Annotated in this window: 14 protein-coding genes and 1 riboswitch; of the genes, 6 read left to right on the top strand and 8 right to left on the bottom strand. The window is 72.9% G+C overall.

Going from position 1 to position 18,703, the window contains the following annotated elements; translation table 11 throughout:
- Window positions 1-239: 239 nt before the first annotated feature.
- A complete protein-coding gene (locus ACIP84_RS03755; RefSeq protein WP_401794082.1) occupies window positions 240-5,126 on the top strand; it encodes a hypothetical protein in 4,887 nt (1,628 codons plus the stop codon).
- 156 nt (window positions 5,127-5,282) lie between these two features.
- On the opposite strand, the gene ACIP84_RS03750 is transcribed toward ACIP84_RS03755, so the two are convergent.
- The gene (locus ACIP84_RS03750; RefSeq protein ID WP_401794079.1) at window positions 5,283-6,110 is read right to left on the bottom strand and encodes a CbtA family protein; all 828 of its coding nucleotides are present in this window, start codon (window positions 6,108-6,110) and stop codon (window positions 5,283-5,285) included.
- Window positions 6,111-6,124: 14 nt separating this feature from the next.
- Window positions 6,125-6,352 carry a CbtB-domain containing protein gene (locus ACIP84_RS03745; RefSeq protein ID WP_073904881.1) on the bottom strand — a complete coding sequence of 76 codons (228 nt, stop codon included), beginning with the start codon at window positions 6,350-6,352 and terminating at the stop codon, window positions 6,125-6,127.
- A 59-nt stretch (window positions 6,353-6,411) separates the two neighbouring features.
- Window positions 6,412-6,499, bottom strand: a riboswitch (cobalamin riboswitch).
- 188 nt (window positions 6,500-6,687) lie between these two features.
- On the opposite strand from ACIP84_RS03745, the gene ACIP84_RS03740 reads away from it, so the two are divergent.
- Window positions 6,688-7,260: a histidine phosphatase family protein gene (locus tag ACIP84_RS03740; RefSeq protein WP_401794076.1), complete on the top strand. Its 573-nt coding sequence runs from the start codon at window positions 6,688-6,690 to the stop codon at window positions 7,258-7,260.
- Between the two features lie 25 nt (window positions 7,261-7,285).
- Here the strand turns inward: ACIP84_RS03740 and ACIP84_RS03735 are convergent, their stop codons facing one another.
- The 4 genes from ACIP84_RS03735 to ACIP84_RS03720 all read right to left on the bottom strand — a co-directional run bounded on the left by ACIP84_RS03735 (window position 7,286) and on the right by ACIP84_RS03720 (window position 11,260).
- Window positions 7,286-8,386, bottom strand: coding sequence for an iron chelate uptake ABC transporter family permease subunit (locus ACIP84_RS03735; RefSeq protein WP_355964314.1), 1,101 nt, complete (start codon window positions 8,384-8,386; stop codon window positions 7,286-7,288).
- Entirely contained in the window at window positions 8,383-9,384 is a 1,002-nt protein-coding gene (locus ACIP84_RS03730) for an iron ABC transporter permease (protein ID WP_355964333.1), read from the bottom strand. Before ACIP84_RS03730 ends, ACIP84_RS03735 begins: the two co-directional genes overlap by 4 nt.
- A 51-nt stretch (window positions 9,385-9,435) precedes the next feature.
- Window positions 9,436-10,488 carry an iron-siderophore ABC transporter substrate-binding protein gene (locus ACIP84_RS03725; protein WP_401794073.1) on the bottom strand — a complete coding sequence of 351 codons (1,053 nt, stop codon included), beginning with the start codon at window positions 10,486-10,488 and terminating at the stop codon, window positions 9,436-9,438.
- Between the two features lie 181 nt (window positions 10,489-10,669).
- Window positions 10,670-11,260, bottom strand: coding sequence for a TetR/AcrR family transcriptional regulator (locus ACIP84_RS03720; protein ID WP_401794071.1), 591 nt, complete (start codon window positions 11,258-11,260; stop codon window positions 10,670-10,672).
- A 74-nt stretch (window positions 11,261-11,334) separates the two neighbouring features.
- On the opposite strand from ACIP84_RS03720, the gene ACIP84_RS03715 reads away from it, so the two are divergent.
- Entirely contained in the window at window positions 11,335-13,185 is a 1,851-nt protein-coding gene (locus tag ACIP84_RS03715; RefSeq protein WP_401794070.1) for an ABC transporter ATP-binding protein, read from the top strand.
- A gap of 188 nt (window positions 13,186-13,373) precedes the next feature.
- Entirely contained in the window at window positions 13,374-13,865 is a 492-nt protein-coding gene (locus tag ACIP84_RS03710; RefSeq protein ID WP_401794068.1) for a GNAT family N-acetyltransferase, read from the top strand.
- A 132-nt stretch (window positions 13,866-13,997) separates the two neighbouring features.
- Here the strand turns inward: ACIP84_RS03710 and ACIP84_RS03705 are convergent, their stop codons facing one another.
- Window positions 13,998-14,741: a winged helix DNA-binding protein gene (locus ACIP84_RS03705; RefSeq protein ID WP_355964319.1), complete on the bottom strand. Its 744-nt coding sequence runs from the start codon at window positions 14,739-14,741 to the stop codon at window positions 13,998-14,000.
- A 148-nt stretch (window positions 14,742-14,889) separates the two neighbouring features.
- Complete coding sequence (locus ACIP84_RS03700) at window positions 14,890-15,837, bottom strand: methionyl-tRNA formyltransferase (protein WP_401794066.1); 948 nt, start codon at window positions 15,835-15,837, stop codon at window positions 14,890-14,892.
- 241 nt (window positions 15,838-16,078) lie between these two features.
- Between ACIP84_RS03700 and ACIP84_RS03695 the strand changes: the two genes are divergently transcribed.
- Window positions 16,079-17,464: a lysine N(6)-hydroxylase/L-ornithine N(5)-oxygenase family protein gene (locus tag ACIP84_RS03695; RefSeq protein ID WP_355964321.1), complete on the top strand. Its 1,386-nt coding sequence runs from the start codon at window positions 16,079-16,081 to the stop codon at window positions 17,462-17,464.
- 104 nt (window positions 17,465-17,568) lie between these two features.
- Entirely contained in the window at window positions 17,569-18,630 is a 1,062-nt protein-coding gene (locus ACIP84_RS03690; RefSeq protein WP_401794063.1) for an iron-siderophore ABC transporter substrate-binding protein, read from the top strand.
- Window positions 18,631-18,703: the final 73 nt, after the last annotated feature.

The raw sequence follows: 18,703 nt of genomic DNA, 5'->3' as shown, positions 1-18,703 counted from the left end.
CGGTGTGCGGTGACGCGCGGTGTGCGTCCCTGTGCGGATCAGGATATCTGTAGGCCCCACCCTCTGAGAGCGCTCCCAGCAGGATCTCCCCGACCTCACCGCACTCGTAGCCCCGGTGAGCGAGACCGAGCGGCAGCGGAGCTCGGCACGGTGCCCTCCCCACCGGGAGGCGCCGCCGCGCGCGCTGTGCGCTCAACCGCCGCTTCGGGCGTGTCAGTGGTGCGTGCGACGATCCACTCATGATCGCCTCGCTCGAAGCCCTGGTGCCCGTCAAGGGCAGCACGCACGTCTCCACCACGTACGCCGACTGGGTCGCCGCCCACGATCCGGACGCCGCCGCGGCGGCCCGTGAGCTCAACGAGGCCATGGGGGCCGAACTCAACCGGTCCTGGTCGAAGCCCGGCGCGTTCGTCGACGCCATGGCGTGGCGGGCCCGGCAGTTGCCCGTCGCGCACCTGCCGTGGTTCTGGGACACCGTCGGGCACCGGCTGATCGGTTACGGCAGCCGCCCCGGCGGTCGGGCCTACGTGGCCGCGCGGGCCGCCGAGGCCGAGCACGGCCTGCCCGTGGATCCGGCCTACCGCCGGGCCAACGGGCTGCTGTTCGCCCGGGGCGGGGCCATGCCCGCCAAGGAGTTCGGGGCCCATCAGAAGTTCCTCGCCGCGTCGCTCGGCCCCGTCGAGGCGTACGCCGCGCTCGGGGCGTTCCTGACCGCCTGGGCCGGTTCGAAGGCCGATCTCCCGGCCGACCTGGTGCGCCGCGTCCGGGCCTCCGCCAAGACCGCCGGGCACGGGGACGACGAGGTCGCGCGCGTGGTGGGCGAGATCCTGTCGGTCACCCGGAAGAAGTCCGTGCCGGACGCCCTTCTCGTCGGCGCCGAGCCGGTCCTGACGGCTCACCCGCCGACGGACCAGGTCGCCGCCGGACTCATCGAGGTCTTCCCCGAGAGCGTCACCGACGGCGGGGCCTGGCTGCGGATGCTGATCGGGTGCGGCGCCACGGAGGCGATGGAAGCCGGACGGATCGTGCCAGAGGACGGACTGCACCGCTGGGTCGGCCACTTCGTCCACATGTACCAGTACACGCGGGCGTCCGGCGGCGGAGTCACGCGCCAGCAGCTCCCGCCCGAGTTCCTCGACCTCGTGGTCAGGCTCGGGCCCCGGCTGCGGGCCGCGGGCCACCCCGTGACCGTGCACACCACCCGCCACCACTACCAGGGCTTCGACGCCGACGTCCTGGACGCCTGCCTGGCCGCCGGGGCCACCGTCGTCGACCCCGGCCCGGAGATCCGGATGCGCTTCTGGGGCGAGAAGTCCCGGCGGGACCTCTCCGCCCTCGCCGCCGACCCCGCGTTCGGCCCGCGCCTCGAAGGCACCGTGCACGCCCGCCTGAAGCCCCACTGGTACGGCGCACCCGCCCGCAAGCCCGGATCGGCCGTGACGCTGCTCCCCGGCAACGAGGGCATCGCCCACGAGGTGGCCGTGCGGGTCGGCAGGCTCGTCGACGCCGTCGGGGGCGGCGGCATGGCAGGCGCGGAGGAGTCCGTCGCCGAGCTGGAGACCCTCCTCGACCGGCCGACGGTGACGGCGCTCGGCGGGATCGGCGACGCCCTCGCGGGCGCGTCCGCCGGCGGCGCGCTGCGGCGTTCGCTCGCGGCCGGTCTGCCGGAGGAACTCGCCTGGCCCGCGCTGGAGGCCGTGTACGAGGAGTTCGCGGCGGACGCCGTCGCGGCGGCGTCCGCCGCCGGCCCGGCCGCGGACGGCGCGGACACCGCGGACGCCACGGACACCGCGGCGGGTGCGGCCGCCACGGATACCTCGGCGGACACGCGCCTCGCCCTCGACGGGCTCGGTGCCGCCGGGCTCCCCGGCGTGGCCGGGGTGACCAGCACCTGGCCCGTGCTGACCGTCTTCGGACGGGACCGCGCCGTCGCCGTCGACCCCGACGGAGTGCGCGGCTCCTGCCGGTTCACGGTGCCGGCCGACGCGACCATGTTCGCCGTCCACTACGTCGGCGGTTCGTTCCTCGTCAGCTGGAGCCTCAAGCCGAGCCCGTACTACTGCGACACCGCCGTCTGGGCCGACCGTCCCGACGAGTCGTTCACCCCGGAGCAGATGGGCGGCCTGGTGCCCTTCGGCGGCAGCCTGGACGGGGCGTACGGCTTCCAGTTCGAGACCGCCGACGGAGGCGGGCGGCACGGCGGCCTGCGGGTGACCCGTCCCGGCGGCACGGAGGGGATCGACCGGGAGGAGCTGCAGCTCGGCGACGGCACCCGGATCTGGACCAACGCCGTCTTCGGGCGCCGGGCGTGGGAGACCGTCGACCCGGTCACCGGCGAGCGGCAGGGCGCGACCCCGCTGCCCGACTTCCCGGGACGCCCCGCGAGCACCGACCCGGCCCTGGAGCCGTCCGAGGCGGACAAGACCCTCGCCCGCGAGGCGCTGCACCTCGCGCCGCTGCCCGCCGGCATGACCGACTCCCCGCTGGGGAGCCGGGACGGACTCGTCGGCACCCGGGTGCTGTTCCGCACCCGCTACCGCGACAACGCGCCGGACCACTACCTCCTGGAGAGCATCGACGGCCGCAAGGCCCGCTTCGACATCGACCGGCCCGGACAGGAGCCCTGGGGACTCATGGCGGCGCCGGAGGGCGCCGTGGAGGACGTCGTCCTCGCCGAGGCGCAGACCCGCACGGGCGTGCGCGCGTACGCCGCCGACGGCGTCCTGCTGTGGGAGATGGACGGCCACCACTCGCCGGCCCACCCGCGCGTCAAGCCGTCCCGCCGGGCCACCGTCTCGCAGGGCGTGGCCCTGCCGCCCGCCTTCTGGTACCTGCTGCGGACCCGGGACACGGCCGGTTCCAAGGCGCTGCGGACCGTGGAGGGGCCGACGGCCGACACCCTCCTGGCCGCCGCCCTCGACAGCACGGAGGCGCTGCGCGCCGCCGTGGCACGGGAGTTGCCCGAGGTCACCGCCCCGGCCCTGGTCGAGGCCGTCGTCGCGGTGGCCGGGCGTGCCGCCCGTGTGGAGGAGCGCCGGCGCGCCCTGCACCGGCGCGTCACCCTGCTCGCCGAGGCACCGCCCGTCCCGCCGAGCCGCGCGGTGCCGGACACCGAGCTGATGCCCGCGCTGTGCGGGCTCGTCGTGGACGGGACGGGCGACACCTGGCGGCGGAGCCGGGACGTCGCCCAGCCCTCCACCCTGAGCGCGCTCGCCGCCGACGGCGCCTGCCTGGCCGGGACGATCGTGGAGGAGGTCCGGCGGCTCTCCCCGCCCGCCCTGCCGCACGACTGGTCGCAGCTGCTCGGCGCGATCGACGCCGTCGCCTGGCGCACGGCGGTCGCACTGACCCCGGATCCGGAGCGGGTCGCCCTCCGCGCGTTCCTGGAGACCTGGGCCGGCCAGCCGTTCGCCCGCGAGGGCGGCCGGTGGTGGGTCGGCCGGACGCCCGGGGCGGACATCCTGGAACGACTGAGGGAGGGCGGGACCGTGGTGGTGTCCGCCGCTCGGTGGGACGCGGGGAAGGCCTGCTGGTTCGTCGCCCCCGCCACCGGCGCGACGGAGGACGACCCCGTGCCGGCGGCGGTCCCCGACGCCCGGCTCGTCCGGGTGGACCGGGACGACGCGGCCCGGCTGCGGGCCCTCCTCGCGGCGATCGACGCGCACGGCCCGCTCCCCGTACCGGAGTCGGCCGCCGCTCGGTTCGCGGAACTGACCGGCGTACGGCGGCCCGTGGCCCGGCTCGTGGTCGCCGGTCTCGTCGGCCGGGCCGACCGGGACGAGGACCGTGCCCTGGCCCGCAAGGCGCCGTACAAGGCCAGTCCGATGACGGCGGAGGCCTATGAGGAGCTCCGTGCGCGCCTCGGCGGGGCCGGCCGGAGGGCCGTGCTCGCGGCCGCACTGCCCGAGGACCCGGCCGAGCTGTGGCGGCCCGGCGGCGTCGAAGCGGCCGTGGAGCGGATGGCGGGCGTGTGGCGCGAGCGGATCGGCGGGCTGCCGGCCGTGCACGACGAGGCCGCCGACACCCTGGAGGCCGACCTCGGCCTCTCCGAGGTGTGGGCACGCCGCCTCGCCGGCGGCTACGAGGCCGCCGAGGACACGACCGTGCCCGCGGCCGACTGGGACCTCGCGGCGCCCCGGTACGGCCTGGGCGTGGAGGTGAGGGCCCTGCCGCCGGAGGGACCCGAACCGCCCTACGGCACCCCCGTCGGCCTTCCCATCGAGCGGATCGCGAGCGCGCTGGTCTGGGCGTGGACCGACCGTCCCGTCGGCGACCCGGCGGTGGCCGGCGCGACGGCTCTGCACGAGCGGCTGCGGGCCGAGCTGTCCCGCCCGGAGCTCCTCGTCGAGCTGCCCGGCGGACGGGTCCAGGACACCTCGGAGCGGATCGCCGAGCGGTTCGGGCCCGCGACGCTGCCCGTGTCCCTGGACCGCCGGAAGGAGGAGGGCCCGATGCCGTCCATGACGGCGTACGACTCCGGCCCCCTGGTGGTGTGCGCACCCGGCGGCAACGCCTTCCTGCGGCCCGCCGAGGTCGCCGACCCCGAGGCGTGGCGCCGGGTCCGCGAGACCACCGACCTCGCGGAGGAACTGGACCGGGTGGCACCCCTGCTCGTCGGTGGCGGACTCGACCGGATGATGCGGCGGGCCGGCTCCGGAGCCGTACCGGACGGCGCGTACGAGGCGGATCCCCGGCAGTCCTGTCCGGAGCTGGTCGCGCGCGTGGCCGGCGAACTGGGCGCCGGGACGGACGCGGCCGCCCTCTACCTCCAGATCGCGGCGCTGGCCGCACCCACCGACCGGAACGTCCGCAGGTGGAACGGCTGGACGACCAAGCGGCACGCGGAGGTCCGGGCGGAACTCCTCGCCACCGGCGCGGTCCTGGAGGCCAAGCGGGCACGGGCGGGCCGGACCCTGTTCCTGCCCGGCGAGTGGACCGAGCTGAAGTCCCCGCACCTCCCTCTGGAGAAGGTGAAGCTGGCGAGCCACCGGGTGCGCCCGATGTGGAGCAATCAACTCCGCTCCCCGTTCGTACGGTTGCTGCCGGCGGTACCGCTGCACGAGATGTTCGCGGAGGCGTGGGAGCGGGAGCGGGAGCGGGAGCAGGAGCGGGAGCAGCGGGCCTGACCCGGGCGCCGGGGGCCCGGCCGCGCACTCCGCGTCCGGGGCCCGGCCGCGCATTCCGCGCCGGGCCCGCCACCTTGGCGCGCAACGCGGAACCGCCCCGTACGCCGTGGCGTACGGGGCGGTCGGTGTGCGGTCCGCGCGGGGGCTTCCGGGCGGTCAGCCCGGGAGCGGCGCCCCGACCGGCGCCGGAGCGTCGGCGGAGGACGTCCGGCCGGCGAGGACCTTCTGGGCGAGGACGCCGAAGACCACGCCGAAGACCGCCCACAGCACGGCTTGGACGGCCAGCGATGCCAGCCTGAACTCCCAGAGCAGCGGGGCGGGGAAGCCCGCCTTGACCGCGTCGTCGTTCGCCGGGAGCAGCACGAAGGCGACACCGGTCACGACGGCGAACCCGGCCGCGGCGGTCAGGGTCGCGTTCCAGTTGCCCAGTCGCGGTGCGAGGCGGCGCCCCGCGATCACCGCGGCGAGCCCGAGCAGCACACTGAGCAGGATCATCAGGAAGAACAGGGTGGTGCGCTTCCCGATCGTGTCCGGATTGCCGACGGCCGGCGGGGTCGCCGGATACTTCAGGAACGGCACCAGATAGACGGTGGTGAACGCCGCCGCAGCGGTGAGCGCCGCCGTCGCCCGGGGGCTGAACCGGCCGATGCGGCCGAGCGCGAAGGAGAAGGCCAGCGCGGCGAGGCCGCCGAGCGCCACCCCGTACACGAGGACACCGGTGGCCAGACCGAAGGTCGACTGGACGGGGCGGCTGACCGCCTCTTCCTCTTCCTCCGCGGCTTCCGCGGCGGCTGTGCCGCCGTGGCCGGCGTGGGCCCCGGGAGCGGCGTGCGCCTCCTGGGCCGCCTGGGCCTCCTCGACGGCGATCGCGCCGTCCACCGGCGGCTCACCCACCACGTAGGCGACGGCGAAGGCGAGGAGACCGGCGATCAGGCCCGCGAGCATGCCGCGGACCAGCAGGGATCTGACAGTTGAGGCGTGCATGTGCGGATCGCCTCTCAGTGGCAGGGGAAGCCGAGCAGATGGCGACCGTCGTGCACCCACTCGTGCACGTCGGAGCCCGCGATCAGCGAGGTGGCACCCTGCTCGGCGCCCACGAAGTACAGCGCGATCAGCGCGAGAAGGCCGACGAAGAACGCCCAGGGCAGTACGGCCCGGACGGGCAGCGGGGCCGGAACGGCCACGGAAGGGGCGGATGCGGCAGCGGAGACGACAGCCTCGGCCATGATGGAACCTCCTGCGGGAACTCGCGTCCCGGACGGTGGTGCAGGACGACGGTCCACGGGTCTGACTCACCGTGCCCCGCCTCCGGATCGGAAGGGCGGCGCGCGGTTCACAGTGGCGCGACCGTGCCGGATTCTCACCGGACTTCCGTCTCGCCGTCGTCACGCTGTTCAAATGTCGCCCGACCGTACCGCGCACCGGATGCGCCGCCAAGGGCGTGAGGCCTGAATCACGTTCGTGCGCCCCCCGGCGGTGGTGACACCGGAGCGGCGCGGTCGGCGGGCCGGCCCGGGGCTACCCTGGGCGCCGCCCCAGGACCCGACCGAGAAGGAAGCCGATGACCCTCCGGCTGACGCTGATCTCCCCCGCCACGAGCGGATCACCGCGCGACGTCGGGTTCGACGACGACAGCCCCCTCGACCCCGAGGGGATCGCCCGGGCCGAGTCCGCCGCCGCGGCCGTCGACCCGTCCTCGCGCGCGTACGCCTCGCCCTCGGCACGCTGCCGCCGGACGGCTCAGGCCCTCGGTCTCGCGGCGGAGCCGGTGACAGCACTCGCCGGCTGCGCCATGGGGCGGTGGCGGGGACGGACCCTCGCGGCCGTCGCCGCCGCGGAGGAGGCGGCGCTCGGCCTCTGGCTGTCCGACCCGGCGGCGGCCCCCCACGGCGGGGAGTCCGCGCGCGAGGTGCGGATACGGGTCGGGGCCTGGCTCGACGGGCTGAGGGCCGGCTCGGGGCGCGTCACGGTCGTCGCCGAACCGGACGTGATCCGCGCCGCCCTCGTCCACGCACTCGGCGCACCGGACGAGGCGGCCCGGCGACTCGACGTACGGTCCCTGACCGCCGTGCACCTGAGCGGGCGCGCCGAGCGCTGGAACCTGCGCGTCGGCGGCCCGCTAGGGCCCGCATAGCCCCTTCGGTGGAGGCCCCTCCCGGTCAGGCGGCGGGGCGCCGCCACTCACGCAGCAGCAGATAGCCCAGGTACGCGCCGCCGACGGCCATCGTGTACAGGCCGACGGGCAGGTCGTCGAAGAGCGGCAACTGCTGCGCCGTCAGGTCCGCCAGGACCAGCAGCAGGGCCCCGAGCACGGTGGACATGACCAGGTGCGGGCCGCCGCTGCGGGTGACCCGCTTGGCGATCTGCGGCGCGGTCAGGGAGATGAACGCGATCGGTCCCGCCACACTGACGGCTCCGGCGGAGAGGACGATCGACAGCACGACCGCCCAGGTCGCGGTCCGGCCCGGGCGGGCCCCCAGACCGGTGGCGAGGTCGTCGCCCATCTCGCCGATGCTCAGGGGCCGGGCGAGGAGCGCCGCGAACGGCAGGGCGACGAGCAGCACCGTCCAGATGGTCGCCGCGTCGTCCCAGGAGCGGGCGGAGAGGCTGCCGTTGATGTAGGCGGTCAGTGCGCTGGCCTTGTCGCGCTCGACGGCGTACACCACGTACTGGGTCAGCGCGGTCGCCATCGCGGCCACGCCGATGCCGGCCACCACGAGCCGTCCAGGACTGCGGAACCCGGTGCCGGTGGAGAGGAACACGACCGTCATCGCGAGGATCGCGCCGAGCAGCGCGCCGACGGCCACCGGCATGACGTCGGGCAGGAACAGGGCGGCGGCCGCCGCTCCCGCTCCGGCTCCGGCGCCGAGCCCGATGACGTCGGGACTGCCCAGCGGATTGCGGGTGACGGACTGGAACAGGGCCCCGGACAGGCCGAAGGCCGCGCCGGTGGCGATGGCCACCACGAGCCGCGGGCCACGCAGCCGGTTCAGGACGAACGCGTTCTTGCCTGTGGCGTCGCCCGCGAGGGCCGACGGCAGATCGGCCAGGTCGATGCCGAGCCTGCCCATCGACAGGGTGGCCACGGCGGCGGCGCAGAGCAGCAGCAGGGAGACCACGGCGGCGAGCACGGTGGTACGGCGCACGGGTACGGCGACCCAGGGGCCGATCCGCAGCACACCGCGGCCGGCGGGCCGCGGTGTGCGCGGCTTCGTCACCCCCGTGCTGTCCGGAGTGTCGGTCCGGTCGGCGGTCTTCATCCCGCTCCCCTCATACGGCGAACGGCGAAGAGCAGGGCGGGCGCACCGACGAAGGCGGTGACGACCCCGACCATGAGTTCCTGCGGGCGCAGCAGGATCCGGCCGATGACATCGGCGAACAGCAGCAGCGTCGGCCCCGCGAGGGAGGTGAAGAGGATCTGGGCCCGGAAGTCCGCGCCCACGAGCGCCCGGACGACGTGCGGGACGGCGAGGCCGACGAAGGCGATGGGTCCGACGGCCGCCGTCGCGGCCGCGGCCAGCAGCGTCGCCGCGAGCAGTCCGGCGCCCTTGACGCGGGCCGGGCTGATGCCGAGGGAGGCGGCCTTGTCGTCGCCCATGGCCATGGCGTTGAGCCCCGGCGCGAGCAGCAGGGCGAGCAGGAGGCCGACGGCGGCGAACGGCAGGACCGCCCAGAAGGCGTCGAAGCCGCGACCGCCGAGCGCGCCCACCACCCAGTAGCGGTAGGTGTCGAAGACCCGCGGCTTGGACAGGGCGACCGCCTGGATGAAGGCGGCGAGGACGGCGGAGAGCACCGCGCCGGCGAGCACCAGCCGCACCGGTCCACCGCCGCCGCCGGCGGTGCCGACGACATGGACGACGACACCGGTCAGGAGGGCGCCGACGAGGGCCCACCAGATCGTCTCCCGCTGCCCGGAGGCGCCGAGGAACGCGGTCGCGGCGACGATGCTGGCGGACGCGCCCGCGTTGATGCCGAGAAGTCCCGGCTCGGCGAGCGGATTGCGCGTGATGCCCTGCATCAGGGTGCCGGCGACTGCGAGGCAGAGCCCCGCGAGCACACCGAGGGCGGTACGGGGGTAGCGGCTCTCGACGACGGTACGGGTGTACTCGTCGCCGCCGTCGCCGAAGACGACCCGCAGGACGTCACCGGCGGACGTCGGCTTGCTGCCGAACATCACGCTGGCGAGCAGGGCCAGGGCGAGCAGGGCCAGGCACAGGACGGCGGCCGTCACATGCCGGCCAAGGCCCCGCCGTACCACGGCGGGGCCTTGAGCGGTCTTGGAGAGAGTGGTCACGCTGGGGACCCGTTGTTACTTCCCGGCCTTGGCGACGGCCTTGTCGATCATCGGGAGGTAGCGCTCGATGCTGTACGGCACCGTCAGCGGGTTGATCATCGAGGAGGCGGTGACGAAGGGGGTGTCGTGGCTGTAGACGAGCGCGTCCTTCTTGACGGCGGGGATGGCCGCGTACAGCGGCTGGGCCTCGACGGTCTTGCGGGACTTCTCGTCCATGTAGAACGTGAAGGCGATGTCGCTCTTCGCCAGCTTGTTGGCGTTCTCCAGGCCGATGAGGGCGGAGTCGGTGCCCTCGGTCTCCGGGAAGGTGTTCACGATCGGGTCGACCTTGAGGCCCAGCTTGGAGACCATCGCCACGCGCTGCTCCTCGGGCTTGAAGACGCCGAGGGTGCCGGGGCCGGTGTTGTAGATGTACGAGAACGTGACGTTCTTGTAGTTGGGGCGGGAGGCGGCCGCGTCGGCGAGCTGCTTCTCGATCTTCGCCTCGAGGTCCTTGGCCTTCTCCGGCTGACCGAGCGCCTTGGCGATGATCTCGATCTGCTGGTCCCAGTTCGTGCTCCACGCCTTCTCGGGGTAGGCGACGGTGGGCGCGATGTCCTTGAGGATGTCGTACTGCTTCTGCGTCAGACCGGACCACGGGGCGAGGATGACGTCGGGCTCGAGCTCGGTGATGGCCTCGATGTCGAGCTCCTCACCGCCCTTGAACTGCTTGGGCAGCGTGGCGCCGGACTTCTTCACCGCTTCGTGGATCCAGGGGAGGTAGCCGCTCTTGTCGCTGCCCCAGGGGTACTCCTCGATACCGACCGGGACGTTGCCGAGGGCGATGGCGGTCTCCGCCGAGCCCTGACCGAGGGTCACCACGCGCTTCGGCTTGTCCTTGATGACGGCCGAACCGAGCGCGCTCTTGATGGTGACGGGGAAGGCGCCCGCAGGGGCCTTGCCCGCCGACCCCGCCGCGTCGTCCTTCTTGTCGTCCGAGCCGCACCCGGTCACCATCAGGCCGAGCGAGACCGCGGCGGCGCCCGCCACGAGAACGCGACGGCGAAGGGGGGTGAACACAGAAGGCATGGTGGATCCTTGTCTCCGGGCAGGGGGATGTACGAGGCGCCGACCGAAGGCGCCCGCAGACGGATGTCCGCGAGGCGACGATCAGCTCGGCGCTTGTTAGGTGAGCCTAACCTATTCCTGTCCGGGCTTGGGCGCCAGGGGCCGCGATCTCGGTGTGATCGACCCGGCGGCCGGCCGGTCCCTACGGTGCGACGGCCTTCCGCAGGGTCCGCAGGCACAGGGAGAGGGCCGTGTGCTTGGGGGTGCCCTGGTCGCGTGCCTGCATCCACGCGGCGTACAGCAGCGCCCACATGACGTCCTGGAGCCAGCTGACGCCGACACCGGGGTCGAGCGTCCCGTCCCGCTGTCCCCGCCGGATGAGGGCGAGCAGGGCCAGGTCGGCCGCGGACTCCTCCTCGATGCCGGACCACGCGACGAACTGCGGCACGTCGTACAACAGCAGCAGACGGTCCCCGAGTTCGAAGTACTCCAGGCAGAGCCGCTCCAGCGCCTCGGGCGCCGGCCCGTCGTCGAGCCGTGCCCGGTCGGCCGCCGCGGCGACCCGGTCCCGCACGTCCGTGCCGATCGCGGCGAGCAGGTCGGAGCGCTCGGGGAAGTAGCGGTGGACGGTGGTCCGCCCCACCCCGGCCGCCCCGGCGACGTCGCCGAGCGAGGCGCTGTGGTCCGCGGTGAGTACGGAGACGGCGGCGTCGAGGATCGCGCGCCGGGTGCGGGCGCGGGTGGCGCTCTCGCGGGTGGCCGCGCCGTGCGCGGGAGTGTCGTCGGACCCCATGCGCACACGGTAACCCCTCATACCGTTTGGGAAACCCTTTGACCTTTCTGGAACAGAGGTGTTCCATTGTGGGTATGTCATCATCCGTCGCGCCCCGTCTGAGCATCCTGTGGTCCTTCGCCCGCCCGCACCGGCGCACCCTGGTCAAGGGACTCGCCCTCGCCCTGGTCGCCTCCGCCCTGGGCCTCGCCACGCCCATGGTCACCAAGCACGTGCTCGACGCGCTGGGCAGCGCGTCCTCCCTGGCCGGACCCGTGGCGGCGCTCGTCGTGCTGCTCGTCGTGGGCGCCGGGGTGTCCTACCGGCAGTGGACCCTGCTCGGGGCGCTGGGGGAGCGGGTGGTCCTCGACGCCCGCGAGTCGGTCGTACGCCGCTTCCTGCGCGCCACCGTTCCCGGCATCACCCGGAGCCCCACCGGTGAACTCGTCACCCGCGTCACCTCCGACACCGTGCTGCTCCGCGAGGCCGCCGCCTCCTCCTTCGTCGGCCTGGTCAACGGGGCCGTGATGCTGGTGGGCAGCCTCGTCCTCATGGGCTTCCTCGACCTCGTGCTGCTCGCCACCACGGTGGCCGCCGTCGCCCTGGTCGGCGTGGTCTTCGGGCTCCTCATGCCCGGCATCGCCCGGTCGCAGAAGCAGGCCCAGGAACACGTGGGACGGCTCGGCGGTGTCCTCGAAGGCACGCTGCGGGCCATCCGCACCGTCAAGGTCAACCGCGCCGAGGAGCGCATGACCGAGCGGATCCTCGCCGACGCGCGCGCCTCCGCCGAGTACGGGATCCGGGCCGTCCGCCGCGAGGCACTGGCCTGGACGACCGCGTGGTCGGGCGTCAACCTCGCCATCATCGCGATCCTCGCCGTCGGCGCCTGGCGCGTCGGCGAGGGCCGGCTCGAGGTGTCCGGCCTGATCGCCTTCCTCCTCTACACCTTCGCCCTCATGGACCCGATCACCGAACTCAGCCAGAACATGACCGCCCTCCAGTCCGGCATCGCCGCCGCCGAACGCATCCGGCAGGCCGACGCGCTGCCGTCCGAGGAGGTCGCACCGTCCGCGGGGCCCGGATCCGGCGCACCCGTACGGGACACCCGGGGGCTCCGGAAGCACCGAGAACTCCCCGCACTGCACGAGCTCCCCGCACTGCACGAGCTCTCAGGACCCCAGGAGCTCCGGGACGACGTGCCCGTCCTGGAGCTGCGGAACGTCACCGCGGCCTACGGCCCGGACGCCGAGCCGGCCGTACGGGACATCGACCTCGTCATCCCCCGGCGCGGCCACACCGCCGTCGTCGGCCCCTCGGGAGCGGGCAAGACCACCCTGCTCTCCCTGGTCCTGCGCTTCCTGGAGCCGACCGGCGGCGAACTGCTCCTCGACGGACGGCCGTACCGCGATCACGCCCACGCCGACATCCGGGCCCGCCTCGCCTACGTCGAGCAGGACACCCCCGTCGTCCCCGGCACCATCCGCGACAACCTGCTGCCCGCCCGACCCGACGCCACCACGGAGGAACTGCTGCGCGTCCTGCATGACGTACGGCTCACGGAGAAGGTCGACGGTCTGGAGGAGGGGCTGGACACACCCCTCGCCACCGCGAACGTGTCGGGCGGGGAGCGGCAGCGCATCGCCCTGGCCCGGGCGCTGCTCGCCACCCCCGACGTGCTGCTCCTCGACGAGGCCACCGCCCAGCTCGACGGGCTGACCGAGGCGGCCGTGCAGGAGTGCGTCCGCTCCCGCGCGGACACCGGCGCCGTGGTGACGATCGCGCACAGGCTGTCGACGGTGGTCGACGCGGACACCATCGTCGTCATGGAGGCGGGCCGGGTCCGGGCGCAGGGCCGGCACGAGGAACTCCTCGTGTCGGACACCCTTTACCGCGATCTGGTCGAGTCCCTGCGGATCGCCGCCGTCACCGGCGCCCCCGTGACCTGAGTGTCGACCGTGGTCGTGCTCCCTCCTTCCGCCCGGCGTGGGGAGTGATGTGGATGCGGCGAGAAGGCGCGTCTGGTTAGGTAACCCTTACCTGATTCTCTAGGGTGTGGTGGAGTCGAGCAGCGGCGGTTCCCGGCGGGCCCCGCAGTGCCCAACTCCACGAGAGCGAGAAGCCGTTGACCACAGCCATGCCCCGTCCGGGCCTCCGGTCGGAGCCCGTCGCCGTCGTCCGCCCGGCAGGGCGGTCCGACGCCGCCGCCGTGCACCGGCTGTCCGTGCCCTTCGCGCGCGAGGGGGCGCTGCGGTACCGCCCCGCGAGCCGGTACGCCCGTGACGCGGCGGACTTCCTCGTCGCGGAGACCGCGCACGGAGACCTGGCGGGCTGTGTCGCGCTGCGCGCTCGGTCCGACGCACGCGGCCGGGCGGCCGCCGTGCTCTACAACTTCTGTGTGGCGGAAGGGAGTCAGGGGCGCGGCATCGGCTCCGCGCTGCTGCGGGCCGTGCTCGCCGAGGCCGCGGCCCGGGGTGCGGCCCGGGTGTTCACCGCGACCGCCGGCAGCGGACTGCTCTTCCTGCGACACGGGTTCGTCGTGGGCGGCGAGGAGGAGGCGCCGCCGGGGTGGCGCTCCCGCCTCGACCCGGCGCGGGGCTCCCGAGTCCTGGTGTGCGCCCTGACCTGAGGGTGGGCGGGGCGGTGACGGACGATCCTCGACAGGTGTCGATCATCGCGAGCGTGACCGCCCGGAGCGGCTGTGCCCCGTCGCCCGGAGGGGCGACGGGGCACAGGTTCGTCGTGGCGGATCCGGCGGTGGTCAGTTCCCGGTGCGCGGCGCCGGCGGAGCGTGTCCGCGTCCGCGCGCCACTCCGGCCGGGGGCCGTTCGAGGTGGCCGTGCACGCGGCGCAGCAGGGAGCCGAGCTGCCGGCGTTCCGCCGCGTCGAGCGGGGCCAGGATCTCTTCGTCCGCGGAGGCGATCTCCGCGCTGAGACCGGCGAGGTACGTCCGGCCCTCCGCGGTGAGCCCCACGACGACTCGGCGCCGGTCCGTCCGGTCGCGGACGCAGTCCACCTGCCCGATGCGGGCGAGGTCGTTGACGATCTTCACCAGGTCGCTGGCGTTCATGTCGAGCCGCGACGCGAGGGCCGTCTTCATCTGCGGGCCGAGGTCCGCGAGCAGGGTCATCACGGTGAGGTGCCACAGTCGCAGCCCACGGGCCTCCAGCCGCTCCGTGAGCTTCCGGCGCGCCACCTTGCCGAGCGCGTACATGAGGTACGCGTTGAGGTCCAGGACGCTGGGGGGAGTCATGCTCATGGAGGGCGGGGGGACGGCGGCGGGGCCGTCGCCGCGGTCCGTTCCACCGGCGGCCGCCTCGGCGACCGCCCGCAGCAGTACCTGTTCGCCACCGCCGCGGCCCGTGGTCGCGTCGAGCGTCAGGTCGGCGTCGGCGAGGGAGCTGAAGACCTTCGCCCAGTCGGTCCGCATGTTCGAGATGCCGACGACGGCGAACGTCGCCCCCGAGGCGTCGCACGCCACACCGTTGACGATCGGCTGTTCCATCGCTGTGCCTCACTGTCCGAGCGGTCGGTCACCCACCGCCGGTCCTCACCGATAGGTTGGGTTAACCTACCCAGATCTGACACGGGGGCCGCCCTGCGGCTCGGGCGGGACCGACGACCCCCGTCGACGTGCTCGGAGCCCATGCCGGTCAGGGACGGGCGACGAGGTAGCCGCCCATGGACGTGAAGTACTCGGTCGCCGGGAGTTCGCGGCCGTCCTCCGTCCGGACGCGGGTGATGGCCAGGCCGTGGTTGCGGCCCGTGCGCGCGTCGGCGCCGGCGACGATCACGACGCCCTCGCCCTCGCGGTAGAAGATGCGGCCCGGGGTGCCGCCGTACCGCCCCTCGGAGACGACCGCGGAGAGGACTTCGAGCCGCTTGCCCCGGTGGAAGGTGAAGGCGCTCGGGTAGGGCGCGGACTGGGCGCGGACGAGTCGCTCCAGGGCGTCGGCCGGCCAGTTCCAGTCGATCCGGATGTCCTCCTCGGCCCGCTTGTGGAAGAAGCTGGCCTGGGAGCGGTCCTGCGGGGTGAACTCGGCCTGGCCGGAGGCGATCTGGTCGAGTGCGCCGATCGTGACGGGGGCGATGAGGTCGACCGTCTTGTGGAAGAGGTCGGTCGTCGTGTCCTTCGGCCCGACGGGGACGGCGTGCTGCTGGACGATGTCGCCCGCGTCGAGCACCTCGTCCATCATGTGGGCGGTGACGCCGACTTCGGTCTCGCCGTTGATGAGGGCCCAGATGAGCGGCGAGAAGCCGGCGTACTTGGGCAGCAGCGAGTCGTGGATGTTCAGCGTGCCGTGGCGGGGCAGGTTGTAGATGTGCGGCGGGATCCACGTGCGCCAGTTGTTGGCGACGATGATGTCCGGGTCCGCCTCCTTGAGGCGGGTGAACAGCTCGTCGTCGTCGGGCCGGTTGCGGATCACGACCGGGACGCCGTGCTCCTCCGCCAGGTCGGCGACCGAGTCGCTCCAGATCTTCTCGTAGGCGTGCTCGCTCTTGGGGTGCGTCACGACGAGCACCACGTCGTGTTCGGAGTCCAGGAGCGCTTGGAGGGTGCGGTGGCCCCAGGTCTGATAGCCGAACATGACGACCCGCATATGGGGTTCCTCCTCAGAAGAGCGATTGACCGTCAGCAAGTAAAGCAAGGCTTACCTAACAGTGCAACTGGCTTGATTTGTGCGGTCGTTCATGGGGCAACCTTCGCCCCTTGTCCGTTTCGTCCCGTCGACAGTCGCGCTTAATCAGGTTAGCTTTACCTAAGTTCTGCAGGGCTGCCGGTGACACCGGTGTGCTCGATGCCCCCGTTCCCCAGCTTCTTTCCCGCACGATGGGAGTGACATGTCGCAGGGTTCTCCTGGTGACGCACCTCTGGTCCACGACCTCATAGGCATCGGCTTCGGGCCGTCCAATGTGGCCATGGCGATAGCGCTCAGCGAGCACAACGCACGCGTCGGAAGAGAGGAAGCGGTCACCGCCCACTTCTTCGAGCGCCAGCCGCAGTTCGGCTGGCACCGCGGCATGCTGATCGACGACGCGACCATGCAGGTGTCCTTCCTCAAGGACCTGGTGACGCTGCGGAACCCGACCAGCGAGTACAGCTTCCTCTGCTACCTGCAGAGCAAGGGCCGGCTGATCGACTTCGTCAACCACAAGAACCTCTTCCCGCTGCGCGTCGAGTTCCACGACTACTTCGAGTGGGCCGCGTCCAAGGTCGACGACATGGTCTCCTACGGCCACGAGATCGTCTCGGTGGAGCCGGTCGAGCGGGACGGCGTCGTCGAGTACCTCGACGTGACCGCCCGCTCCGGGGACGAGCTGGTCGTCCACCGCGCCCGAAACCTCGTCCTCGGCACCGGACTTCGCCCGAAGATGCCGGAGGGCGTCGAGCGCAGCGACCGCGTCTGGCACAACTCGGACCTGCTCCGCAAGGTCGAGGGCCTGGAGGGCACGAACCCCGAGCGGATCGTCGTCGTCGGCGCCGGCCAGAGCGCCGCCGAGAACGTGGCCTATCTGCACCGCCGCTTCCCCGACGCCGAGATCTGCGCCGTCTTCTCGCGGTACGGCTACAGCCCCGCCGACGACAGCGCCTTCGCCAACCGGATCTTCGATCCCGACGCCGTCGACGAGTACTTCACGGCTCCCGACGACATCAAGCGCAAGCTGATGGACTATCACGGGAACACCAACTACTCCGTGGTGGACATCGACCTCATCGACGACCTGTACCGGCAGGCGTACCAGGAGAAGGTCCTCGGCACCGAGCGACTGCGCTTCATCAACATCTCCCGGCTCACCGGCGTCGAGGACGGCCCGGACAAGGTCCGCGCCTTCGTCACCTCCCTCGTCACCGGCGAGGAGACCGTGCTCGAAGCCGATGTCGTCGTCTACGCCACGGGGTACACGCCCGCCGAGCCCCTCGGCCTCCTCGGTCCGGTCGGCGACCGCTGCCACCGCGACGAGCAGGGCCGGGTCCGCGTCGAGCGGGACTACCGCCTGGCCACCGACCCGGCGCTGCGCTGCGGCATCTACCTGCAGGGCGGGACCGAGCACACCCACGGCATCACCTCGTCGCTGCTCTCCAACACCGCGATCAGGGTCGGCGAGATCCTCGACTCGGTCCTCGACCGGGCCCCCGCTCCGGCCGACTTCTCCGCCTCCGTCCCCGCCCCGCCCTCCGCCGACGAGGTCAGGTCCGTGGTCGATGGCGTGGGCACGACGCGCTAGCGTCCCCCCGCCCCACCCCCAACGCGCCGATCGCCACTCCCCTCGCACGGCACCCCGTGCCCCGGCGGGCGTGGCAGCACTGTGAATCCCCGAAAGGAACGTCCGTGTCCGCTGGTGCACGTCCCGCTCTGGCGCGGTTCGCCAGATCTGCTCCCCGCGTAGCCGTTCTCGCCGTGGCGGCCCTCACCCTCGCCGCCTGCGGCGGTGGGTCCGAGAAGGCCGACTCGCCGTCTCCCGCCACCACTTCGGCCGCCACCGACGGGGGAGCCAAGCCCGCCGCGTTCCCGGTCACGGTCGAGCACAAGTACGGCTCCACGACCATCGACAAGGAGCCGAAGACGGTCGTCACCCTCGGCCTCTCCGACCAGGACGCGGTCCTCGCGCTCGGCGTCACCCCGGCCGGCTCGGTCGACTGGTTCAAGGAGAAGCCGTACGGCAAGTGGCCCTGGACCAAGGACAAGTGGGGCACGAACACCCCGGAGATCGTCGGTGAGCGCGACGAGTACAACATCGAGAAGATCGCGGCCCTCAAGCCCGACCTCGTGATCGCCCAGTACTCGGGGATGAAGAAGGAGCAGTACGACACGCTCTCCAAGTTCACCAAGGTCGTCGCCCAGCCCAAGGACCACCCGGACTACGGCGCCCCCTGGCAGCTGATGACCCAGCAGATCGGCAAGTCGCTGGGCAAGGACGCCGAGGCCGCCAAGCTGATCGCGGACATCGACGCCCGCTTCAAGACCGCCCGCGAGAAGCACCCCGAGTGGGCCACCAGGACGCTCGCCGTCGCCGACAGCTTCGAGGCCGGCAAGTACTCGGCGTTCACCAGGACCGACCCCAAGTCGATCTTCTTCCAGGAGCTGGGCTTCAAACTCAAGCCGGAGATCGACACGCTGGCCAAGCCCGGCTTCAACGTCGCCGAGCTCAGCGCGGAGAAGCTCGACGTCCTCGACGTCGACCGGCTCGTCTGGGTCACCTCCAGCACCGAGGCCAACGACCGGATCAAGGCCGAGCCGCTCTACAAGAAGCTGAAGGTCAACCAGGAGAAGCGCGACCTGTTCGTGCCGTACCAGGACCCGGACGTCGGCGCCGCGTTCTCCTTCAACACCGTTCTGTCGATCCCGTACGCCATCGACCAGATCGAGCCGCTCCTCGCGGCTGTCAAGTGACGCACACCAGCTGACGCTCCACCGGCTGACGTGCCACCAGCCGGCAGCCGAACCGACCGACGGCGTGGCGGAA

The sequence above is a fragment of the Streptomyces sp. NPDC088707 genome, from assembly GCF_044752725.1.
Lineage (GTDB): Bacteria > Actinomycetota > Actinomycetes > Streptomycetales > Streptomycetaceae > Streptomyces.
This window is presented reverse-complemented; position numbering and strand designations above follow the sequence as displayed.

What these genes read in the sequence shown, in the direction of transcription:
- ACIP84_RS03745 (WP_073904881.1), bottom strand. Translation starts at nt 6,352, where the DNA reads ATGGCCGAGGCTGTCGTCTCCGCTGCCGCATCCGCCCCTTCCGTGGCC.
- ACIP84_RS03710 (WP_401794068.1), top strand. Translation starts at nt 13,374, where the DNA reads ATGCCCCGTCCGGGCCTCCGGTCGGAGCCCGTCGCCGTCGTCCGCCCG.
- ACIP84_RS03755 (WP_401794082.1), top strand. Translation starts at nt 240, where the DNA reads ATGATCGCCTCGCTCGAAGCCCTGGTGCCCGTCAAGGGCAGCACGCAC.
- ACIP84_RS03700 (WP_401794066.1), bottom strand. Translation starts at nt 15,837, where the DNA reads ATGCGGGTCGTCATGTTCGGCTATCAGACCTGGGGCCACCGCACCCTC.
- ACIP84_RS03720 (WP_401794071.1), bottom strand. Translation starts at nt 11,260, where the DNA reads ATGGGGTCCGACGACACTCCCGCGCACGGCGCGGCCACCCGCGAGAGC.
- ACIP84_RS03735 (WP_355964314.1), bottom strand. Translation starts at nt 8,386, where the DNA reads ATGAAGACCGCCGACCGGACCGACACTCCGGACAGCACGGGGGTGACG.
- ACIP84_RS03705 (WP_355964319.1), bottom strand. Translation starts at nt 14,741, where the DNA reads ATGGAACAGCCGATCGTCAACGGTGTGGCGTGCGACGCCTCGGGGGCG.
- ACIP84_RS03695 (WP_355964321.1), top strand. Translation starts at nt 16,079, where the DNA reads ATGTCGCAGGGTTCTCCTGGTGACGCACCTCTGGTCCACGACCTCATA.
- ACIP84_RS03725 (WP_401794073.1), bottom strand. Translation starts at nt 10,488, where the DNA reads ATGCCTTCTGTGTTCACCCCCCTTCGCCGTCGCGTTCTCGTGGCGGGC.
- ACIP84_RS03750 (WP_401794079.1), bottom strand. Translation starts at nt 6,110, where the DNA reads ATGCACGCCTCAACTGTCAGATCCCTGCTGGTCCGCGGCATGCTCGCG.
- ACIP84_RS03715 (WP_401794070.1), top strand. Translation starts at nt 11,335, where the DNA reads ATGTCATCATCCGTCGCGCCCCGTCTGAGCATCCTGTGGTCCTTCGCC.
- ACIP84_RS03740 (WP_401794076.1), top strand. Translation starts at nt 6,688, where the DNA reads ATGACCCTCCGGCTGACGCTGATCTCCCCCGCCACGAGCGGATCACCG.